We start from the raw sequence: 20,390 nt of genomic DNA, 5'->3' as shown, positions 1-20,390 counted from the left end.
AAAAGCAACGATTCTACCTTTTATGGTAAACTCGTTGCTTTTTTCTTTCTTTTTCTAACATATAAAGTCCTTATAAACGTATCTCAAATCCTCGTCCGATTTCTTTTGAACAAGTTAAGGCTTCCCATTGTTTTTTTCAATAAAAGGGTGTACCCTAAAAGTAACAAGTATTTAAGTACCATTCATTAAAGGAGGAATTTTACAAATGTCAAAATTAGTCTTTGCTCGACATGGTTTGAGCGAATGGAACAAATTAAATCAATTTACTGGTTGGGTTGATGTCGATCTTGCGACTGAAGGCATCAAAGAAGCTCAGGAAGCTGGTAAAAAAATCAAAGATGCTGGTATTGAATTTGATATCGCCTATACTTCCGTTTTAACTCGGGCAATCAAAACGTGTAACTACATTTTAGAAGGTAGCGAGCAACTGTGGGTCCCTCAAATTAAAACATGGCGTCTAAACGAAAGACATTATGGCGCGCTACAAGGGTTAAACAAACAAGATACGCGTGATAAATATGGTGATGAACAAGTCCATATTTGGCGTCGTTCCTATGACGTCTTACCGCCACTTTCTGAGGAAAAACCGGACCGTCGTTATCAAAACTTAGCGCCCAGAGATATTCCAAAAGGTGAAAATTTAAAAATTACATTAGAACGCGCTCTGCCATTTTGGCAAGATGAAATCGCACCCGCATTACTTGATCACAAAACCGTCTTAGTTGCTGCACATGGCAACTCCATTCGAGCACTCGTTAAACATATCGAAGGCATTTCAGATGCCGATATTATGGATTTAGAAATCCCAACCGGTATTCCTCTCGTTTATGAAATGGATGATCAGTTGAACGTATTAACAAAATACTACCTATAATAGAAGAAAAAGTAAGTACGAGAGAAAAAAACTCACGTACTTACTTTTTTATTTTGGAGCTGCTGTTGGGGGTATCTGAGCGCCCCAAAGCAACAACCTCTTTTTGAAACGGTGCTGTTGGGGCAAATGCTCGGTGATAGCTCTTCCTATGGATAAAATCAAAAAACGATTTTCCCATCGGCTTCACTATCACTCGCATCTAAACACCCCAAAGCAACAACCTCTTTTTGAAACGGTGTTGTTGGGGCAAATGCTCGGTGATAGCTCTTCCTATGGATAAAATCAAAAAACGATTTTCCCATCGGCTTCACTATCACTCGCATCTAAACGCCCCAAAGCAACAACCTCTTTTGAAACGGTGTGAAAAGAGTAGCGACTGCGGAGATAAGTTCACACTAGAAGAAAATCAAAAAGCGATTTTTTCTAATGCGTTCTTATCTCTTGTCGCTGACCACTCTTTTAACAACCTCTTTTGAAACGGCATAAAAATATCAGCTACTCGGTAATAAGCCATCTGGAAAAAAATGAAAGTGCCATTTTCTTTCCAGATGGGTGCTTATTACTCGTAGCTGAACGATATTTTTATAGCCTCTTTTTAAACGGTATAACTGAATCAATGACTCGGCGATAAGCCAGGATTTTTTTGAAAGTAAAAAACACTTTCAAAAAATCCTTTGCTTATCGCTCATCATTAAACGCTTCACTTACAACCTCTTTATTTAATCGCGGTTTCTAGGCCGATTTCGATCATTTCGTTAAAGCTTGTTTGGCGTTCTTCAGAAGTTGTTTCTTCTCCTGTGATGATATGGTCGCTGACTGTACAGATTGCTAGAGTTTCCACATTGAATTTTGCGCCGAGGTAGTATAAAACTGCGGCTTCCATTTCCACACCTTTAACGCCATATTTCGCTAATTCTAGTGTTTCTTTTGTATAATCTTTATAGAAGCTATCTTCTGATAAGATATTACCGACGTGTGTAGTTACGCCACGTTCAACCGCAATATCATAAGCATTCTTCATCAAATGAAAATCTGCAATTGGTGCAAAATCAAAATAAGGGAAGTTACGCTTGATAATACCTGTTGTGGTAACCGCACCTTGAGCGATAACTAAATCACGGACGTGAACATCCGTCGATAACGCGCCACATGTTCCTACACGAATTAATCGTTTCACATCATATGATTGAATTAATTCATTGATATAAATAGAAGCTGATGGCATTCCCATCCCTGTTCCTTGAACAGAAACACGTTCACCTTTATAAGTACCTGTATAACCTAACATGCCACGGACATTGTTATAGCAAACTGGGTTTTCTAAAAATGTTTCGGCGATATATTTCGCCCGCAATGGATCTCCTGGTAATAAAATTTTATCAGCGATTTCGCCTGGTTTAGCTTCGATATGAACACTCATTCTTTTTTATTCCTCCTTGATAGTTTACACAATCGTGCAATTATAATGCAGCTAATGTTTCTTTGACTAATGATTTAAATTCAACTTTTACTCGTTCAGTTGTTTCAACAACTTCTGCGTGGTTTAAGTTTTTTTGCATGCCAGCTGCTAAGTTTGTAATACATGAAATCCCTAAAACTTTTAAGCCGCTATGTGCTGCAACGATGACTTCAGGAACAGTTGACATCCCCACTGCATCGGCGCCAATTGTGCGAGCGAAACGAATTTCTGCTGGTGTTTCATATGTCGGACCAGAGAATCCCATGTAAACACCCTCTTTTAAATGCAAACCTTTATCTTCAGCGATTTTTTTCGCTACTTCACGATAACTTAATGTATAAGCTTCACTCATATCTGGGAAACGCGGACCCATTTCTTCTTCATTAGCACCGATTAATGGATTGTCACCCATGAAGTTAATTTGATCCGTAATTAGCATTAAATCACCTGGTGTGAAAGTTGTATTTACGCCCCCACATGCATTCGTTACGATGACTGAATGTGCTTCTAAAGCTTTCATCACACGCACTGGGTACGTCACCGTTTGCATTGAATGGCCTTCATAGTAATGGAAGCGTCCTTGTAAAGCTAAAACTTTTTTACCTGAAAGCGTGCCATAAACTAATTGACCTGCATGTCCAACCACTGTTGAAACTGGGAAATGTGGGATTTCATCGTAAGGGATCACAATCGCGTTTTCAATTTCTTCTGCTAATTCACCTAAGCCTGAACCTAAAATCAAACCAAATTCAACATCAGCAACACCTTTATCTTTCATAAATTGAACCGTATCTTGTAATTTATTCGTTAATGTCATTGTTGATATATCCTCCTTTTATTTTAAAAGCGCTAAGAAACTCTCGCCATTTTCAGTTGCAGGAACACCGAAGTTTTCTGCAATCGTCGCTGAAATATCAGCAAAATGCCCTTGTGGTAAACTGCCTGCTTGTTCGAATTTTTTGCTAAAAACAAGCATCGGTACGTACTCACGAGTATGGTCGGTTCCTGGGAACGTTGGGTCATTTCCATGATCAGCTGTAATGATTAATAAATCGTCTTCTTCTAACGCTGCCAAAATTTCAGGTATGCGTTGATCGAAGTCTTCAATTGCTTTGGCATAACCTTCGACATCGCGACGGTGACCGTATAAAGCATCAAAGTCGACTAAGTTGGTAAAGCTTAAGCCAGTAAATTCTTTGTTCATCACGTTTAGTAATTGATCGACACCATCCATATTGTCTTTTGTACGAACGAAATCAGTCATTCCTTGACCATTAAAGATATCATTAATTTTACCAACCGCAATCACATCTTTATTGTTTTCTTTTAATGAGTCTAAAACGGTTTTACCAAATGGATCAAGTGCGTAATCGTGGCGGTTACTTGTTCGTTTGAAATTACCTGGTTCTCCCAAGTAAGGACGCGCAATGATACGGCCGATCATGTATGGATCGTCTTTCGTAATTTCACGCACATACTCACAAATACGATACAACTCTTCTAACGGAATGATTTCTTCGTGAGCCGCAATTTGTAATACCGGGTCGGCTGACGTATAAATGATTAAATCGCCGGTTTCCATTTGGTGCGCACCGTAATCATCTAATACTTGTGTGCCTGAATAAGGCAAGTTACAAACAATTTTACGACCTGAGAAATCTTCAATTTTTTTCAAAAGTTCTTCTGGAAAACCTTCTGGGAAAACTCTAAAAGGCGTTTGGATATTAAGACCCATAATTTCCCAATGGCCAGTCATTGTATCTTTTCCAACAGAGATTTCTTCTAATTTCGTGGCATAGCCTTGATGATCTTGACGATTTTCAACGCCTTTTAAAGGACGAATACTTCCTAGACCCAATGCTTCAAGATTCGGGATATTCAAACCAGCAACTTCCGCGATGTGTCCTAAAGTATCTGAACCCACATCATTAAATTGCGCCGCATCCGGTGCCTCACCAATCCCAACTGAATCCATGACGATTAAATGTACACGTTTAAACATTTGATTTCCTTCTTTCTTTTATTCTATATTCTTATTGTACACAAAAGGGCAGATTAAAGCGATATTCTCCCTTAATCCCACCCTTTTGCAAAAGCTTATTTTGATTTAATGTAGTTACGACCATTTGCTTTCGGACCTGAAGCTTTTCCAAGGAAAGCTACTAAGACGATAATCGTCATTAAGTATGGAGCAATTTGTAATAAGATTGGCGGTACGGATGAAATAAACGGTAACTGTGCACCGATGATACTTAAACTTTGAGCAAAACCAAAGAATAAAGCCGCACCCATCGCACCTAATGGATTCCATTTACCAAAGATCATTGCTGCCATCGAGATAAATCCTTGACCAACAATCGTACCCACTGAGAAGTTCCCAGAAATTGATTGTGCAAAGACCGCGCCACCTAAACCACCAAGTAAACCTGAGATTAAGACACCGGCATAACGGAATTTATAAACATTGATTCCTAAAGTATCCGCTGCTTGCGGGTTTTCACCAACTGAACGTAAACGTAAACCAAAGCGTGTTTTAAATAAGACAAACCATGCAACAACTGCAATTAAAATCGCTAGGTATGCTGGTAAAAAGGTATTTTTAAAGAAAATTTGACCGATAACAGGAATTTTTTCTAAACCTGGAAAAGAGTAATATCCTAAGTTATAAACGATATTATCTGTTTGACCTTTACCGTACCAAGCTTTAATTAAGAAAACGCCTAAAGCTGGTGCCATCAAGTTGACAACCGTACCACTGATAATGTGATCGGCACGGAACGTAATGGTTGCGACCGCATGGATAATTGAGAAAAGTAATCCAACAACTCCACCGACTAAAATCGCAATCCAAGGTGTCCACGAACCAAACTTATCTGCCATCTCCAAGTTAAAGACAACCGCACTAAAGGCTCCCATAACCATGATTCCTTCTAAACCAACGTTAACGACTCCACTACGTTCAGAAAAAGTACCACCTAATGCGGTTAAAATCAAGGGCGTTGAGTATGTAAGTGTTGCAAGCACGATTAAAGCAATAGTTCCAACGACTGACATTAGCCTTCGCCTCCTTCCGCTTTTTCTTCATTCGGCTCTAGAGCTGTTTCCATTAAGACGACAGCTTCAATACCTTCGTCTTTACGAACAGGGATTAGTTTATTCACTGCTACGCGTACGATATAATTGATTCCCACGAAGAAAATAATTAATGCAATCGATACGTTAACAATTTCAAACGGAATATTGGCCCCTGTTTGCATACCCAAACCACCAATTTTTAAAATACTAAAGAGTAGAGCAGATAACAAGATTCCGATTGACGTTCCAGAACCAAGGAGTGAAACGGCCATTCCGTCAAACCCAATAGCAAGCGATCCTGTTTGTACGAAGAAGTTTTGATAAGTTCCTAACCCTTCTACAACGCCGCCTAAACCAGCAAGTGCGCCTGAAATCACCATTGACATCACGATTGTCCGGCGACTGCTCATCCCCGCATATTCCGAAGCAAATGGATTCAAACCAACGGAACGAATCTCATAACCTAATGTTGTTTTCTTCATTAAGAACCAAACGACAAGTAACATGATTAATGCTAAGAATAACCCACCGCTAACACGTGACCCACCAAAAAATTGCGTTAACCACGGGATTCGCATTGTTGCATTTTCCGCAATCGGTTTTGAGGCATCTAAGTTGTTACGCATGGATTCTGGCATTCCATTTTGTAACATGAAGGTACTTAAATATAATAAAATATAGTTCATCATAATCGTTACAATCACTTCACTCGTACCAAAGAAAGCACGGAGGAAACCTGGTATCGCTGCGGCAATCGCTCCTGCTGATGCACCGACTAAGATTGCTAATGGTAACATCAACATTCTTGGCATATCCGGAAAAGCTAATGCAATCCAGATACTTGCTACCCAACCGCTTAACGCTTGACCAGATAAACCGATATTGAAGAATCCAGCCGAGTTAGCAACTGAGAAGCCAAGTGCGGTAAAAATTAACGGTGTTGCTTGACGCAATGTTTCACCAATTCCCCGCGTACTACCTAATGATGCATCCAACATCCAAGCATAACCTGAAATTGGATTGTAACCAAAGGCTAACATCAATAAGGCACCTAACAATAATCCTAATACAACGGATATCACCGGAATCAAAATATTCCGGATTTTTTCAGTGTGACTACGCATTCTCCGTCACCTCCTGTTGTTCTAATTCTTGACGTGCTTTTTCTAATGAAGAGCCTGCCATTAGCAAACCAAGTTCTTGTTCAGAGGTTTCATTCGCATTAACGACCCCAACAATTTTACCATCATGAATTACGGCAATTCGGTCAGAGACATTTAGAATTTCTTCTAATTCAAAACTCACAAGCAACACGGCTTTGAATTTATCGCGTTGTTCGATGATACGTTTATGAATGAATTCAATTGCCCCAACGTCTAAACCACGAGTTGGATTTGCTACAATTAGCAATTCCGGATCGCGACTAATTTCACGTGCAATAATCGCTTTTTGTTGGTTACCACCCGATAATGATTTAGCAGGTACAAGTTCATTGACTGTACGAACGTCAAATTCTTGAATTAAATCACGCGCATGATAATTGATTTCGTTGTAGTTCAAGACACCAAAGTGACTTAGCGGTTCTTTGTAATATGTTTGAAGTGCAATGTTTTCTGCCACGGACATTTCTAAAACCAACCCGTATTTATGACGATCTTCTGGGACATGCGAAACACCAGCTTCTGTTATCTTACGTGGGCGTAAATTCGTGATTTTTTCGTCATTCAAAACAATTTCGCCACTTTCAACTTTACGTAAACCGGTTAAAGCTTGAATTAACTCTGATTGACCATTACCGTCAATTCCGGCAATCCCTAAAACTTCACCTGCACGAACTTCTAAACTTAAACCTTTAACAGCATCCAGTCCACGATTTTCTTTAACTACTAAATTATCAATAGCCAATACCACTTCTTGAGGGTCTGCTGCTTTTTTATCCGTTTTAAATGAAACGGAACGTCCAACCATCATATCCGCTAATTGTTGGGAATTAACTTCGTTCACATTCACTGTGCCAATCCCTTTACCACGACGAATAACCGTACAACGGTCTGCCACCGCTTTAATCTCATCTAATTTGTGCGTAATCAAAATAATTGATTTGCCTTCTTGAACAAGACCTTGCATAATTTTTGCTAATTCATCAATTTCTTGAGGCGTTAAAACAGCCGTTGGTTCGTCAAAAATTAAGATATCTGCGCCACGGTATAGCATTTTTAAAATCTCAACCCGCTGCTGCATCCCAACTGAAATGTCACGTACATAAGCATCTGGATTTACTTGTAGACCGTATTGGTTAGAGACACGTAAAATTTCTTCACGTGCTTGACGACGATCTAACATGCCCAAACGCCCTGGCTCATTTCCTAAAATAATATTTTCTGTCACGGTAAAAGCATCCACTAACATAAAATGTTGGTGAACCATTCCAATTCCAAGTTGACTTGCTTTCGTTGGACTGGAAATTTTTACAACTTCGCCACCCATCAAAATTTCGCCTGAAGTTGGCTCTAACAATCCTGATAAGACATTCATTAACGTTGATTTTCCTGCACCGTTTTCACCAAGTAGCGCATGAATTTCGCCTTTTTTCAATTGCAAGTTAATTTGATCGTTTGCTTTAAAGGTACCAAAACTTTTGGTAATATCCCGCATCTCGATGACAAATTGTTCTTCCGTCACAATGCTCACTTCCTTTTTTTATAAATAACTCGTTTCTAAAATAATAGCAACAAATTAGAGAGTACTTGCTTTTTTCTCTCAATTAAAGATTTTCACATAAAATCCTTAATTGAGAGAAAAAAGACCCTCGCGCGAAAGTCTTATTTGAATTTTGCGTTCAGGTCTTTCTTCTCTCACCATTTATCTTTCAAATATTAAATTAATATTATGCTGCTGGTGCTTCTGGAACTTCAAGTTCGCCTGCAATGATTTTGTCTTTTGCTGCATTAACTGCTGCTAAAGCTTCAGCTGATAATTGACCATCTGTTAGGCCAACACCTTCTTCTTTCAAACCATAAACAGTGTGCTCGCCGCCAGGGAATTTACCTTCAACTGCTTTTTGAGCTAAATCTTGAACAACTGTTCCAACACCTTTAGTTGTTGAAGTTAAAGTAAAGTTTAAATCTTCGCCATCTAATTTGTAGCCGCCTTCGTCTGATTGGTCACGGTCAACACCGATAACCCAAACTTTTTTGTCGCCTGTTTCGTTAATTGCTTTTGCTTCTTGGAAAACGCCATTTCCGGTTTCGCCTGATGCATGGTAAATAATGTCTGCATCTTGTCCGTACATACCTTGAGCAATTGTACGACCTTTATCTGGTGCACTGAAATCGCCTGCGTATTGAACTTCAACTTTTACTTCTTTACCTAATTCTTTTGCTCCAGCTTCAACACCGGCAACGAATCCAGCTTCGAAACGATCGATTACTTGACCTTTAACCCCACCAACGAATCCAACTTTGTTTGTTTCAGTTGAATAAGCTGCTGCGATACCTGCTAAGTAAGCTGCTTCATGGTCTTTAAATGTTGCTGATACAACGTTATCGCCTTCAACAACATCATCGATGATCGCAAAGTTAACGTCAGGGTTTAAGCCTGCTTGTTCTGCTACCGCTGGTTGTAGTTTATACCCGATACCAAAAATCGTTTTGAAACCTGCATTTAATGCTTGGTCAATATTTGGAATGTAGTCTGCTTCGTTTTGAGATTGGAAATATTTGTAACCACTTGTACCTTCTTCAACATTGTTTGCTTCGCCCCAAGCTTTTAAGCCTTCCCATGCTGATTGGTTAAATGAACGGTCATCAACCCCACCAGTATCCGTAATTAATGCTGCTGTTGCAATTTCTGTTGTTGGTTCGCTACCTGCTGCTGATTCTTCAGAACCTTTAGATCCATCTGTACCGCCGCCACACGCCGCTAAAACAAGTGCGCTTGCCATTGCGATCGCGCCAAAACCGAATAATTTTGCTTTTTTCATTTCTGTAAAGCCCCCTACTAAATAGTTTTTATTTTCAAAAGCCTTTAATGGCCAGTTGAACAAATTAAAGTCCTCTTGCAAAATTGCTCAAGGAGTTGTAAAACAGCTAATTTTCACTTGCTAAGTTCACTTACTATTTCATTTAGTATAGCGAATTTTCTTTGATTTGACGAATTAAAACCTGTCCATTCTGCTAGATTTTTAACAAGCAATCGCTAGTCTGTTTATCCAGGTAAATCCTTATTATTAAACGAATACGGCAAGAGCTGCTCAATCGTTGTTTCCATCATGACACCATCATCACCAAGCAACGTTACAGGCATCGTCGGTTCACAGAATTCCACCATTACTTGACGACAAGCACCACACGGAGAAATCGGTTCTGGTGTATGTCCAGCAATCACTAGATGTTGAAAATCACGTTCGCCTTCTGAGACTGCTTTGAAAAAGGCCGTTCTTTCCGCACAATTGCTTAAACCATAAGAGGCATTTTCAATATTTAAACCTTGATAGACTTTACCTTCTTTGGTTACGAGACACGCTCCTACTGGAAAACGAGAATAAGGTACATAGGCTTTATCAAGTGCTGAGACTGCAACATCTAGCCATTCTTTTTTTGCTTCTCCCATTTTAAAAACCGCCTCCTTAGTAACCGACACCTGTCGATCCAGAAATAATTGCCACACTGGCACTTGTGCCTAATCGACTGGCACCTGCTTCAATCAATGCACGTGCTTGTGCTTCGTCATGAATCCCCCCTGAAGCTTTAACTCCCATTTCAGGTCCAACGGTTGTACGCATTAAGCGCACATCATCAACTGTTGCTCCACCGGTTGAAAAACCAGTTGAGGTCTTAACAAAGTCTGCACCAGCTGCTTTGGCTAATTCGCAGGCACGGACAATTTCGTCATTGGTTAGTAATGCTGTTTCGATAATTACTTTAACTAACGCACGATCTTTAGCAGCTGCTACAACAGCTTCGATATCTTGTTGAACGAATGCATCATCACCTGATTTTAAAGCACCAATATTGATAACCATATCAATTTCATCTGCACCGTTTTCAATAGCATCCGTTGCCTCAAAAGCTTTGGTTGCAGTGGTGTTCGCTCCTAGAGGAAAACCAATTACTGTGCAAACCGATGTTGGTGATGTTTTCAATTCTTCTGCCGCTAGCGCAACCCACGTGGGGTTGACACATACAGAGTAAAAGTGATGTTCTTTTGCTTCATTAATAATTTTCATGACGCCTTCTTTAGTCGTCTCTGGTTTTAAAATGGTATGGTCCATCATGCGGTTCAAATTCATTTCATTGCCACTTCCTATTCTATAATCATTTCATGGATTAATGGTGGTTCAACGCCAACTTCTCCAATTGCAATATTTTCTTTTAATAATGCGGTTACTTCTGCAACATCTTCGGTATTACTATAAATCGTTAAAATCGCTTCGCCTGCTGCAACCGAATCCCCAATTTTCTTATGTAGTTTTAAACCAACTGCATAATCAATCGCATCTTCCTTCGTTTTGCGACCTGCACCTAACATCATCGCTGCAATCCCAATTTCATTGGCAACTAATTTCGTTACAACACCATTTACTTCAGCAACTAACGGAATTTCATGTTGGGCCGTTAGTAATTTTTCAGGTTGCTCAATATAAGAAACATCGCCTCCTTGACTGGCAATCATTTCTTTAAACTTATCAAAGGCTTTACCTGAACGTAGCGATTCTTCTAACATTTGACGTGCTTGTTCAATCGTGTCTGCTTTTTTCGCTAAAACAACCATTTGACTTCCCAAAACGTAACACATTTCTACTAAATCTGCCGGACCGTTTCCTTGCAAGGTTTCAATTGCTTCCACCACTTCTAAACTATTACCAATTGCTTCGCCTAGAGGTTGCGACATATCTGAAATGACAGCCATTGTTTGACGGTTGGCTAGTTTCCCAATACGAACCATCGTTTTTGCTAAGCGACGTGCATCTTCTGGATTCTTCATAAATGCACCGTCGCCTGTTGTCACATCTAAAACAATTGCATCGGCTCCTGCCGCAATCTTCTTACTCATAATCGAACTGGCAATCAAAGGAATCGAATTCACGGTTGCCGTCACATCACGTAACGCGTATAGCTTTTTATCAGCAGGCGCTAAATTGCCTGATTGACCAATTACGGCCACTTGATTTTCATTTACTAAACGAATAAATTCTTCTTCTGGAACTTCAATTTTAAAACCAGGAATTGCTTCAAGCTTATCCAGTGTACCACCCGTATATCCCAATCCGCGTCCTGACATTTTAGCAACTGGCACGCCCACACTCGCTACAAGCGGTGCTAAAATTAAAGTTGTCGTATCACCGACACCGCCAGTTGAATGTTTGTCGACTTTAATTCCATTAATTGAAGACAAATCAATTACCTCGCCAGAATTGGCCATTGCTAAGGTCATTGCTGTAATTTCTTCATCGGTCATATCTTGAAAATAAACCGCCATCATAAAGGCGCTCATTTGGTAATCGGGGATTTGATCGTTCGTATATCCTGTAATTAACCAATCAATCTCTCGTTGTGTTAATTGACCACCATCGCGTTTTTTTTCGATTAAATCTACTGTGCGCATAATCGAACCTCTCTTCCTCATCTCATTCATTATACAGAATTTCAAAAATAGGTAAACCACTTTAGTAAAACAGTTTACTTAAAAAACAAAAAGGTTGAAAACCCTTCCAAACAAAATATACATTGATTGGATTCGATTGTCAACCGCTTTTCTCGTATTTAAAAATATTATTTTATTTTGTGTTATTTTTCACACTCTCACGAATTATTAATTTAGTTTCAAAAATTTTATTTGGAATGCGCCGCTCTGGAAACTCAATCGCGTCAACAATGAACTTAGCCGCTGTAAAACCAATGTCAAAAATGGGCTGACTGACGGTCGATAGCGCAGGTGTCAACGATGGCGTAAAGGGTAAACCATCAAAGCCAATAACCGAAATATCTTCCGGAACTTTCTTACCTGCTTCATAAAGCGCTCGATAGCAACCAATCGCCACCGCGTCGTTGCTACAAAAAATCGCTGTAATCTCCGGATGCGTCAAAACTTCCTTAGCCATTTGATAGCCACCTTCAATCGTTAAATCACCGACTGCTACGTATTGTTTTTTAAAGGGTATCCCCGCATCTTTTAGTGCATGACGATAAGCGTTAAAACGTTCTTGCAATTGATAATACGTGCCATTTTCTTTTAGCATCGCAATATGTTTATGCCCTTGTTTGGTAAAATAATGAACAGCCTGGTAAGCTCCTTCATATTCTTTAATAATCAAGCGTCCCGTATCCCGTTGGTTAATTCCACGATCAATTAAGATTAAAGGCATGCGACGATAAAAATCATGCCCATACGCATATTCTTCGGGTAATAAGTTCGGCGTTGCTAAAAGGACGCCATCAACCGATCGGTGATTCAAATCTTGCAACAATTGAATTTCTTTATCTAAACTTTGTTGTGAGTTACATAAAATCAACATGTAGCCTAACGGATTTAAGTACTTTTCGACCCCTTCAACCATTTTTGAGAAGAAGAAATCGGTCACATCGGGCACAATCATCCCAATCGTTTTGGAGTGACGATTGATTAAGTTCGACGCAAAATAGTCCGGACGATATTGATGTTCGTTCACAATATCTAACACCCGTTTCCGCGTCTCCTCACTAAAACGGCTCCCTTTGTTATTTAAAATCTGTGAGACCGTCGTCACAGAAACCCCCGCCATTTCAGCAATCTGGCGAATCGTCTTTTTCATTGATTTCCCCTCAATTCTTATGCTTCTTTAATGCTCTGAATAATATAGTACCCGCGGTCCTTTAAGATGATTTCTGCGTTACCAAAAGTTTCAAACATTTTCTTTTGGGCACTTGGTGCGCCTTGTTTCTTTTGAATGACAATTGTTAATGTGCCACCTGGTAACAATAACGGAGCGGCTTTTTCTAAAATTTCGTGGACCACTTGTTTACCTGCTCGGATTGGTGGATTGCTTAAAATTCCGGCATAAGCCGTTTTATTTAAGGTTTCATAAATATATGATGAATGAATATCGACATTTTCAATCTTATTTTGAACGGCATTTTTTTGTGCCAATTCCAAAGCACGCTCATTGACATCAACCATTTCAACAAAACGATTCGTCGCATAAGCTAACGACAAACCTATTGGACCATAGCCACAGCCCAAATCAAGGAGTGGCCCGTCTGGCAAATCCGTGTCATCAAATGCATCAATTAAAACTCGAGAGCCGTAGTCGACCGTTGTTTTTGAAAACACATTACTATCTGTCGTGAAACGAAACGTCTTGCCTTTCAATTCAAAATCCCAATGCGCGTATTCATGCGCCGTGTCTGGTGTCTTACTATAATAATGATTTGTCATCTGTTTTCTTCCTTTAATTAGAGTGTTTCCTTAATCATAACGAATTTTAACTACTTGTAAACCATCTTTTTTAACCCTTGTGCATTTTTATGATTTAATTCATCTTTTTATGATAAAATAATCCTTAAAGTTAATTAAGGAGGCTCCTTAGAAAAAATGAAGGAAAGCATGAACTACTATGAAATCCCCCGGTCGGAATGGCAAAGTTTTTATACGAAAGAGCATATGCCCTTGACCCAAAAAGAACTCGATAGCATCAAAAGTCTGAATGACCAAATTTCAGTTCAAGACGTAGAAGATATTTATATCCCACTTACGCATTTGATTCATCTCTATATGAAAGAGTTTGAGTCATTAACTTTGAGTAAAGGACTCTTTTTGCATCGCTATGTCAAAGTACCACCATTTATTATAGGGATTGCTGGAAGTGTCGCTGTTGGAAAAAGCACGGTTGCGCGCTTACTCCAAGAATTGCTTTCCCGATTGTTTTCAAGACGCAATGTCCAGCTAATCACGACGGACGGTTTTTTATATCCAAATGCGGTCTTAGAGGAACGAAAAATTATGAACCGAAAGGGCTTCCCTGAAAGTTACGATATGCAACGTTTAATTCAAACGCTGAATGAAGTCAAAACTGGTAAAGATGTTGAAATTCCAATTTATTCCCATCAAATTTACGATATTGTACCTGGTGAAGTCGAAAAGTTAGAACAACCAGACATTTTAATCGTCGAGGGAATCAATACGCTACAATTACCCGCTAACGAACAAATTTATGTCAGCGATTTCTTTGATTTTTCCATTTTCATTGACGCTGAACCTGATTTAATCGAAAAATGGTATTTAGAGCGTTTTGAATCCCTTCTCGATACAGCCTTTTTGGATCCGAAAAACTATTATTATAAGTATGCGATTGGTGACCGTCAAAAAGCCTTGGCCATGTCACGGACCATTTGGAAAAACGTCAACTTAAAAAACTTAGAAGAATTCATTTTACCGACACGTGGGCGGGCTGATGTAATCTTACATAAGCAAGAAAGCCATATTGTTGACCAGATTTCTCTAAGAAAACACTAATATATGATGATTAATAATTGCCAAATGAAAATAATTTTATTATGATAGGACAGGAGATTCATTTCGAAAAAGTTCGCTTTTTCATTAAATTTTAAAGAATAGAGGTCGTTCACCGTGACAAACGTTGACATTATGCCGAACGTTGAGAAAATCATCGTTCTTGATTATGGTAGTCAATACAACCAACTTATTACTCGTCGCATCCGTGAATTCGGTGTGTTTTCTGAGTTACTAAGCCACCGCATCACAGCTGAAGAAGTCAAAGCAATCAATCCTAAAGGAATCATCCTTTCCGGTGGACCAAACAGTGTATATGAGGACAATGCTTTCCGTATTGATCCAGAAATTTTAAACTTAGGTATCCCCGTTTTAGGTATTTGCTACGGTATGCAATTAATTACCGATGAATTTGGCGGAAAAGTCGAAGCAGCAGCTAATAAAGAATACGGTAAAGCCGAACTTAACATTGCAATCGATAATGCTGCACTATTTACAAAAACACCAAAGGATCAAACTGTTTGGATGAGCCATGGCGATTTAGTAACAGAAGTTCCTGCTGGTTTTGAAGTTGTAGCAACAAGTAAAGATTGCCCAATCGCAGCAATGCAAGACCCAGCCCGTCACATTTACGGCGTTCAATTCCATCCAGAAGTATTACACTCTGAACACGGTACGGATATCTTAAAAACTTTCGCTTTTGATATTGCAGGTTGTGCAGGTGACTGGACAATGGGTAGCTTTATTGAAATTGAAATCGCAAAAATCCGTCAACAAGTTGGCGACAAAAAAGTCTTACTTGGCCTTTCAGGCGGCGTGGATTCAAGTGTTGTTGGGGTTCTTTTACAAAAAGCAATCGGCGATCAATTAACATGTATCTTCGTTGACCACGGTTTAATGCGTAAAAACGAAGGCGATGAAGTAATGGAAATGTTAGGTGGAAAATTCGGCCTAAATATCATTCGCGTTGACGCAAAAGAACGCTTCTTAAGCAAATTAGCTGGCGTAAGCGATCCTGAGAAAAAACGTAAAATCATCGGTAACGAATTCGTTTATTTATTTGATGACGAAGCAGGCAAAATTGCCGGCGAACAAAAAGTCAGCTTCTTAGCTCAAGGTACGTTATATACTGACGTCATCGAGTCTGGTACAGAAACTGCTCAAACAATTAAATCTCACCATAATGTTGGTGGTTTACCAGAAGATATGGAATTCGAATTAATCGAACCATTGAATACATTATTTAAAGATGAAGTTCGTGCTGTTGGTACTGAACTTGGCATGCCTGACTCAATCGTTTGGCGCCAACCATTCCCAGGACCAGGCTTAGGCGTACGTGTCCTTGGTGAAATCACTGAAGAAAAATTAGAAATCGTTCGCGAATCTGATGCCATCTTACGTGAAGAAATCAAATTAGCTGGTCTAGACCGCGACATTTGGCAATATTTCACCGTTTTACCAGGCATCCGCAGTGTTGGTGTTATGGGCGATGGCCGTACATATGACTACACTGTAGGGATCCGCGCGATCACTTCAGTTGACGGTATGACCGCAGACTTCGCACGTATCCCATGGGATGTTTTACAAAAAATATCAGTACGTATCGTAAACGAAGTCGCACACGTAAATAGAATCGTGTACGATATTACGAGCAAACCACCAGCAACAGTTGAGTGGGAGTAGTTGTAGGAGAGCTAGAAATCCTCTTATACCAAGGGTTTCTGGCTCTTCTTATCTTTTTACTGCACTTTTATTGCACTTTTTTCATTTCTTTGTTTCGCAAGTAGTCTACAGTAAATTGATTCTTTGGTGAAGTATCATAATTTTGTTTTGCTTCTTTAAAGGAAATGGCTCCATTTAATTTGTTAGCTACCTCGAAATTACTGTTAGGATAAAGATGTCCATACGTTCCTAAAGTCGTCTCAATATCTTCGTGTCCTAGACGATCTTTAATGATAAGTGGATTTTCTCCCATACTGATTAACAAGGAAGCATGAGAATGCCGTAACCCATGGATTCTGATTCGATGGATACCAGCCAGCTTAGCATAGCGTTCAATAGCATATGATAGTGTATGTTTTTGGGTAGGAATACCGTTATAGCTCATTACAAAGTCTGTCTGAATTAGATTTTGTTGTACTTCCTTCCATTCGGATAAATAAGTTAATGTGCATTTATCTAATACAATATGACGAACGCTCGCCTTTGTTTTTGGTTCAACAAATCTATAATTCGATTGATTCTTGTAATAGAGTGTTTTGTTGATGGTTAGTACTCCTGAGTCAAAATCAATATCTTCCCATTGAATGGCAGTAGCTTCACCAATTCGCATTCCAGTCATAAATAAAAACCACAGAGAGATAAATAAAAAGTGTTGATAGTAATCTTCTTTGTAAATTAGAGAGATTACTTTTTCAAATTCTTCTTTTGTCCAAAATTCAATTTTAGACTTTTGCTTTTTCACATTGCCAATAATCTTAGATGGATTTGTGGTGGTTATCCCAAGGACAATTGCTCGATCCATAGCAACTGAAAATAGTCCTTGAACAGCTCTTACATAAGAAGACTTACACTTCTTTGATAATTTTAGTTGCCAATTTTGCACATCAATAGGCTCAATATCGGAAACAGCCATTTTATCAAAATAAGAGAAATGCTTCTTAATAGTTGGTAAGCGATTTTCATATGTTCTGAGCTTTACCTGTGTCTTATACCATGGAAGGAAAATTTCAAAGATATAATGTTTAAACGTCATTTTATCCTTATTCTCACTTAATTCTTCTGGTTTCATCAATAGCAGTTTCGAATATTCTTCTCTTGCTTCTTTTTTAGTAGTGAATCCACTACGATATTTTTGAATTTTTTTCCCTTTAGAATCATAACCTAGATTTGCACGAAAATAATAGGTTCCATTCTTTGCTTTTTTTATTGGGTCTTTAACCATAGTTTTTACTCCTTACTGTGCAAAAACTACTCAGACCTGTTTTCATTTGAAAACCGAATTCCTAGAATTTCTTCAACAGCTTCACGAGGGACTCTATCTAGCTTTCGAGATTGATAGTAGATATGCCCTTTTGTAATCATCAATTCTTTTGCTTTTTTTATGATGTCTGCTGAAAAAGAAGTTCCATATCCTAGCTCAACTAAATCCTTTTTTGTGACCGTTATCATTATTACTCCTTTCCCAATTATAGGCTAGGAAAACTCCAATATTCACCTATAATTATATCAAATAGTTTTATAATAATACACTGACAAGAGAAGAATATCTTAGCAATCGAACAGCTCTAGCAAAGCTCACAGGAATTTCACTTCTGCATGGTTCTCATGTAGCCGTACCCATTGCCTGTGACGCTTCTAACGCTCGGACTATGGCTATACGGGAGTATCATTATCACGATAAGAAAGTCATGGCAGCAATCCTGCTAAAGATTACTTTCGAATTACTAACATGAATCGCTCACTAATTTTGTAGGTCATGGCGTGTTAGTTCGTTGGCTCTTTTCTTATCGAAACGTATTCGATTGGCTTTATTCAATTGTCAAAGAACGTTTGGCTTGTTAGCCTATCAAAACATACTGAACATACAGTAGGCTTTGATGGAATAACAAACCTCCCAAATCGGGAAGCGTGGAACGGTTCAACACGCTTCCACGAAAAAATGAGATTATTTAATTTCGAACGCTAAAATCTTGGTGATGAGTTTTGTTTCCATTCTGCCACGTAGGGTTTCATCAATAACCATATGAGAATTGCCATATTCGTCTGTCATGCGACGCAAAGAACGTTTTGAGGTATACCCTCGATAATGTTTAACAATCTGATTAATTGCTTCCACGTCGCCATCTGTCGCCTTTACAATGAGGGGGAAGGGAACCCTTGGATAGGCTGTTTTCATTCTTTACACTCCTTCATGAATTCTTTAATCATGGCTAGTCCACTTATTCGATGACGATAAACTGTTGAACGATTTACATTTAGTAATTCTGCAATTTCCACATCACTCATATCCATAAAATAATGAAGTAAAATGATGTTCCGCTTGTTCTCTGGAAGGTGGCGTAAGGCTTCGCTTAACAAATCACTTTCAACATTGATTCTTAATCCATACAATGTGAATAGTTGAAAATCAGTGACATACGTATCAACCGTAGAAAAAGAGGTGACAAGGTAGTTATCTATTTCAGAAAATGAAACTTCTTTTTTGGACAGTCTGCTTAGATGTTTGAAATAATCTTTCCGTTCATCTTCAATGGCTTGTTTGCAGATATAGTCAAACTGATTTTCTATGGTTTCTTGAAAAGAAGATGGTTTCATGTTTTTCACCCCCTTTCTGTCGTGAAAGGGAGTGGCATGTACTTCTTTATCTCCCTTCATACTAAGTCCCGACACGAAAGGGGGATTTGTTGCATAAGTGAAGAAAAATCTTAAAAGATATTCACGAAGTAGCCAAAAAAACACATAAACAGATTGTTTTCTCTGTTCATGTGCTTCAATTGTTCTGTCTATACGATTTGTAAAACCACATTGATGGTCATATTTATCTAGTGTAGGTGGGTAAGTTTTTTTGATAAGAACCTAATTAAGAGAATTAGATAGTGACGTATCTTTTTCATGGCGACTGTGACCTCCATTCAGTCGCCAATTTTATCTACTTTTTAGCAGCATAACTAAATTTTATATAGTTGTATGGGTAAATAAAATCAGCGACCTTTCTATTTGAGATTGGATTTATCACATTCATAAGCATAATAGCGCTCTTAAAAGAACTCACAAACTACATAACACGTTTTTCTATACCTGTTTCCACTTGGATAGGAACAGTAAAATGTATAGAGGTGGTTTATTATGCGTAAAAAAGAAGATAAATACGATTTTAGAGCCGTTGGTCTAGCGATTAAAGAGGCTCGAATAAAACGTGGTCTCACCCGTGAACAAGTAGGAACAATCATTGAAATTGACCCACGTTATTTAACAAATATAGAAAATAAAGGGCAACACCCAAGTACACAGGTGCTTTATGATCTTGTATCATTACTCCATGTGTCTATTGATGAATTTTTCTTACCTACAGATAATTTGATAAAAAGCACTCGAAGGCTACAGATAGAAAAATACATGGATAGCTTTACAGACAAAGAACTATCCTTAATGGAATCTTTAGCCAGCGGTATCAACGAAGCAAGAAACATCGAAGACTAATTAAAAGAATCCATACATAACGGAAAGAGCCGATAAAATGAGATTGTATTAATCTCATTTTATCGGCTCTGCGTCTTTGCGTCTGGCTCTGTAATCACAGTTACTTTGAACTGCTTTATTTCAATTAAATTTTCTTGTCTGCATTTCGGACAATAGAGGGGGAATTTTTTAATTCAGTATCTTCCCTTATCTTTAATCGTGTTTTATTTCCACATACAGGACACAATATCCACTTGTAGTTTATAATAACTATCTCCTCCTTTACACTTTAATTCAAATCTTTATTAAAAA

21 protein-coding genes and 1 pseudogene are annotated in these 20,390 nt (G+C 38.6%); 4 read left to right on the top strand and 18 right to left on the bottom strand.

Annotation, left to right across the window (positions count from 1 at the left end; genetic code table 11):
- Nucleotides 1–205: 205 nt before the first annotated feature.
- Nucleotides 206–874 (top strand): 2,3-diphosphoglycerate-dependent phosphoglycerate mutase, encoded by a 669-nt coding sequence (gpmA, locus tag ACFO3L_RS07200; protein WP_379965286.1) that lies wholly within the window; start codon nt 206–208, stop codon nt 872–874.
- Nucleotides 875–1,032: 158 nt separating this feature from the next.
- Here gpmA and ACFO3L_RS07195 read toward each other — a convergent pair whose 3' ends face one another.
- The 13 genes from ACFO3L_RS07195 to ACFO3L_RS07135 all read right to left on the bottom strand — a co-directional run bounded on the left by ACFO3L_RS07195 (nt 1,033) and on the right by ACFO3L_RS07135 (nt 13,823).
- Nucleotides 1,033–1,197, bottom strand: a complete 165-nt coding sequence (locus ACFO3L_RS07195) for a hypothetical protein (RefSeq protein WP_379965283.1) — start codon at nt 1,195–1,197, stop codon at nt 1,033–1,035.
- A 392-nt stretch (nt 1,198–1,589) separates the two neighbouring features.
- Nucleotides 1,590–2,294, bottom strand: a complete 705-nt coding sequence (deoD, locus tag ACFO3L_RS07190) for a purine-nucleoside phosphorylase (RefSeq protein ID WP_379965280.1) — start codon at nt 2,292–2,294, stop codon at nt 1,590–1,592.
- A gap of 40 nt (nt 2,295–2,334) precedes the next feature.
- Nucleotides 2,335–3,150: a purine-nucleoside phosphorylase gene (locus ACFO3L_RS07185; RefSeq protein ID WP_379965277.1), complete on the bottom strand. Its 816-nt coding sequence runs from the start codon at nt 3,148–3,150 to the stop codon at nt 2,335–2,337.
- A gap of 18 nt (nt 3,151–3,168) precedes the next feature.
- Nucleotides 3,169–4,335, bottom strand: a complete 1,167-nt coding sequence (gene deoB / locus ACFO3L_RS07180) for a phosphopentomutase (protein WP_379965274.1) — start codon at nt 4,333–4,335, stop codon at nt 3,169–3,171.
- 95 nt (nt 4,336–4,430) lie between these two features.
- Nucleotides 4,431–5,387: an ABC transporter permease gene (locus ACFO3L_RS07175; RefSeq protein ID WP_379965271.1), complete on the bottom strand. Its 957-nt coding sequence runs from the start codon at nt 5,385–5,387 to the stop codon at nt 4,431–4,433.
- Nucleotides 5,387–6,532 (bottom strand): ABC transporter permease, encoded by a 1,146-nt coding sequence (locus tag ACFO3L_RS07170; protein WP_379965268.1) that lies wholly within the window; start codon nt 6,530–6,532, stop codon nt 5,387–5,389. Before ACFO3L_RS07170 ends, ACFO3L_RS07175 begins: the two co-directional genes overlap by 1 nt.
- Nucleotides 6,525–8,063 (bottom strand): ABC transporter ATP-binding protein, encoded by a 1,539-nt coding sequence (locus ACFO3L_RS07165; protein WP_379965467.1) that lies wholly within the window; start codon nt 8,061–8,063, stop codon nt 6,525–6,527. Before ACFO3L_RS07165 ends, ACFO3L_RS07170 begins: the two co-directional genes overlap by 8 nt.
- A 232-nt stretch (nt 8,064–8,295) precedes the next feature.
- Nucleotides 8,296–9,390, bottom strand: a complete 1,095-nt coding sequence (locus ACFO3L_RS07160) for a BMP family lipoprotein (RefSeq protein WP_379965265.1) — start codon at nt 9,388–9,390, stop codon at nt 8,296–8,298.
- 224 nt (nt 9,391–9,614) lie between these two features.
- Nucleotides 9,615–10,049: a cytidine deaminase gene (locus tag ACFO3L_RS07155; RefSeq protein WP_379965262.1), complete on the bottom strand. Its 435-nt coding sequence runs from the start codon at nt 10,047–10,049 to the stop codon at nt 9,615–9,617.
- Complete coding sequence (deoC, locus tag ACFO3L_RS07150; RefSeq protein WP_379965259.1) at nt 10,036–10,698, bottom strand: deoxyribose-phosphate aldolase; 663 nt, start codon at nt 10,696–10,698, stop codon at nt 10,036–10,038. The genes ACFO3L_RS07155 and deoC overlap by 14 nt, the downstream gene beginning before the upstream one ends.
- 14 nt (nt 10,699–10,712) lie before the next feature.
- Entirely contained in the window at nt 10,713–12,014 is a 1,302-nt protein-coding gene (locus ACFO3L_RS07145) for a pyrimidine-nucleoside phosphorylase (RefSeq protein WP_379965256.1), read from the bottom strand.
- Nucleotides 12,015–12,186: 172 nt separating this feature from the next.
- Nucleotides 12,187–13,200, bottom strand: a complete 1,014-nt coding sequence (locus tag ACFO3L_RS07140) for a LacI family DNA-binding transcriptional regulator (protein WP_379965253.1) — start codon at nt 13,198–13,200, stop codon at nt 12,187–12,189.
- A 17-nt stretch (nt 13,201–13,217) separates the two neighbouring features.
- Entirely contained in the window at nt 13,218–13,823 is a 606-nt protein-coding gene (locus ACFO3L_RS07135) for a class I SAM-dependent methyltransferase (protein ID WP_379965250.1), read from the bottom strand.
- Nucleotides 13,824–13,979: 156 nt separating this feature from the next.
- Here ACFO3L_RS07135 and coaA point away from each other — a divergent pair, with 156 nt between their 5' ends.
- Together coaA and guaA are read left to right on the top strand one after the other, a co-directional pair.
- Nucleotides 13,980–14,900, top strand: coding sequence for a type I pantothenate kinase (gene coaA / locus ACFO3L_RS07130; protein ID WP_379965247.1), 921 nt, complete (start codon nt 13,980–13,982; stop codon nt 14,898–14,900).
- 114 nt (nt 14,901–15,014) lie between these two features.
- The gene (gene guaA, locus ACFO3L_RS07125; protein ID WP_379965244.1) at nt 15,015–16,580 is read left to right on the top strand and encodes a glutamine-hydrolyzing GMP synthase; all 1,566 of its coding nucleotides are present in this window, start codon (nt 15,015–15,017) and stop codon (nt 16,578–16,580) included.
- Nucleotides 16,581–16,647: 67 nt separating this feature from the next.
- Here guaA and ACFO3L_RS07120 read toward each other — a convergent pair whose 3' ends face one another.
- From ACFO3L_RS07120 to ACFO3L_RS07105, 4 genes are all read right to left on the bottom strand, one after another.
- Nucleotides 16,648–17,841: a site-specific integrase gene (locus ACFO3L_RS07120; protein WP_000237797.1), complete on the bottom strand. Its 1,194-nt coding sequence runs from the start codon at nt 17,839–17,841 to the stop codon at nt 16,648–16,650.
- 26 nt (nt 17,842–17,867) lie between these two features.
- Nucleotides 17,868–18,068, bottom strand: coding sequence for a DUF3173 family protein (locus ACFO3L_RS07115; protein WP_000633907.1), 201 nt, complete (start codon nt 18,066–18,068; stop codon nt 17,868–17,870).
- A 496-nt stretch (nt 18,069–18,564) separates the two neighbouring features.
- On the bottom strand, nt 18,565–18,795 hold the full coding sequence (locus ACFO3L_RS07110; protein WP_000845144.1) for a helix-turn-helix domain-containing protein: 231 nt from the start codon (nt 18,793–18,795) through the stop codon (nt 18,565–18,567).
- The gene (locus tag ACFO3L_RS07105) at nt 18,792–19,214 is read right to left on the bottom strand and encodes an RNA polymerase sigma factor (RefSeq protein WP_000804878.1); all 423 of its coding nucleotides are present in this window, start codon (nt 19,212–19,214) and stop codon (nt 18,792–18,794) included. Before ACFO3L_RS07105 ends, ACFO3L_RS07110 begins: the two co-directional genes overlap by 4 nt.
- A 531-nt stretch (nt 19,215–19,745) precedes the next feature.
- Here ACFO3L_RS07105 and ACFO3L_RS07100 point away from each other — a divergent pair.
- Nucleotides 19,746–20,099: a helix-turn-helix domain-containing protein gene (locus ACFO3L_RS07100; protein WP_379965236.1), complete on the top strand. Its 354-nt coding sequence runs from the start codon at nt 19,746–19,748 to the stop codon at nt 20,097–20,099.
- A 59-nt stretch (nt 20,100–20,158) separates the two neighbouring features.
- Here the strand turns inward: ACFO3L_RS07100 and ACFO3L_RS07095 are convergent.
- A pseudogene (locus ACFO3L_RS07095) lies at nt 20,159–20,343 on the bottom strand (cysteine-rich KTR domain-containing protein).
- Nucleotides 20,344–20,390 lie beyond the last annotated feature (47 nt).

Source organism: Enterococcus eurekensis (assembly GCF_042654605.1).
Lineage (GTDB): Bacteria > Bacillota > Bacilli > Lactobacillales > Enterococcaceae > Enterococcus_I > Enterococcus_I eurekensis.
The sequence above is the reverse complement of the archived record's forward strand: the minus strand, read 5'-3'. Positions and strand labels throughout refer to the sequence as shown.

Coding starts and splice junctions, on each gene's coding strand:
- gpmA (WP_379965286.1), top strand. CDS start 206: ATGTCAAAATTAGTCTTTGCTCGACATGGTTTGAGCGAATGGAACAAA.
- ACFO3L_RS07195 (WP_379965283.1), bottom strand. CDS start 1,197: ATGCGAGTGATAGTGAAGCCGATGGGAAAATCGTTTTTTGATTTTATC.
- deoD (WP_379965280.1), bottom strand. CDS start 2,294: ATGAGTGTTCATATCGAAGCTAAACCAGGCGAAATCGCTGATAAAATT.
- ACFO3L_RS07185 (WP_379965277.1), bottom strand. CDS start 3,150: ATGACATTAACGAATAAATTACAAGATACGGTTCAATTTATGAAAGAT.
- deoB (WP_379965274.1), bottom strand. CDS start 4,335: ATGTTTAAACGTGTACATTTAATCGTCATGGATTCAGTTGGGATTGGT.
- ACFO3L_RS07175 (WP_379965271.1), bottom strand. CDS start 5,387: ATGTCAGTCGTTGGAACTATTGCTTTAATCGTGCTTGCAACACTTACA.
- ACFO3L_RS07170 (WP_379965268.1), bottom strand. CDS start 6,532: ATGCGTAGTCACACTGAAAAAATCCGGAATATTTTGATTCCGGTGATA.
- ACFO3L_RS07165 (WP_379965467.1), bottom strand. CDS start 8,063: ATGCGGGATATTACCAAAAGTTTTGGTACCTTTAAAGCAAACGATCAA.
- ACFO3L_RS07160 (WP_379965265.1), bottom strand. CDS start 9,390: ATGAAAAAAGCAAAATTATTCGGTTTTGGCGCGATCGCAATGGCAAGC.
- deoC (WP_379965259.1), bottom strand. CDS start 10,698: ATGAATTTGAACCGCATGATGGACCATACCATTTTAAAACCAGAGACG.
- ACFO3L_RS07145 (WP_379965256.1), bottom strand. CDS start 12,014: ATGCGCACAGTAGATTTAATCGAAAAAAAACGCGATGGTGGTCAATTA.
- ACFO3L_RS07140 (WP_379965253.1), bottom strand. CDS start 13,200: ATGAAAAAGACGATTCGCCAGATTGCTGAAATGGCGGGGGTTTCTGTG.
- ACFO3L_RS07135 (WP_379965250.1), bottom strand. CDS start 13,823: ATGACAAATCATTATTATAGTAAGACACCAGACACGGCGCATGAATAC.
- coaA (WP_379965247.1), top strand. CDS start 13,980: ATGAAGGAAAGCATGAACTACTATGAAATCCCCCGGTCGGAATGGCAA.
- ACFO3L_RS07120 (WP_000237797.1), bottom strand. CDS start 17,841: ATGGTTAAAGACCCAATAAAAAAAGCAAAGAATGGAACCTATTATTTT.
- ACFO3L_RS07115 (WP_000633907.1), bottom strand. CDS start 18,068: ATGATAACGGTCACAAAAAAGGATTTAGTTGAGCTAGGATATGGAACT.
- ACFO3L_RS07110 (WP_000845144.1), bottom strand. CDS start 18,795: ATGAAAACAGCCTATCCAAGGGTTCCCTTCCCCCTCATTGTAAAGGCG.
- ACFO3L_RS07105 (WP_000804878.1), bottom strand. CDS start 19,214: ATGAAACCATCTTCTTTTCAAGAAACCATAGAAAATCAGTTTGACTAT.
- ACFO3L_RS07100 (WP_379965236.1), top strand. CDS start 19,746: ATGCGTAAAAAAGAAGATAAATACGATTTTAGAGCCGTTGGTCTAGCG.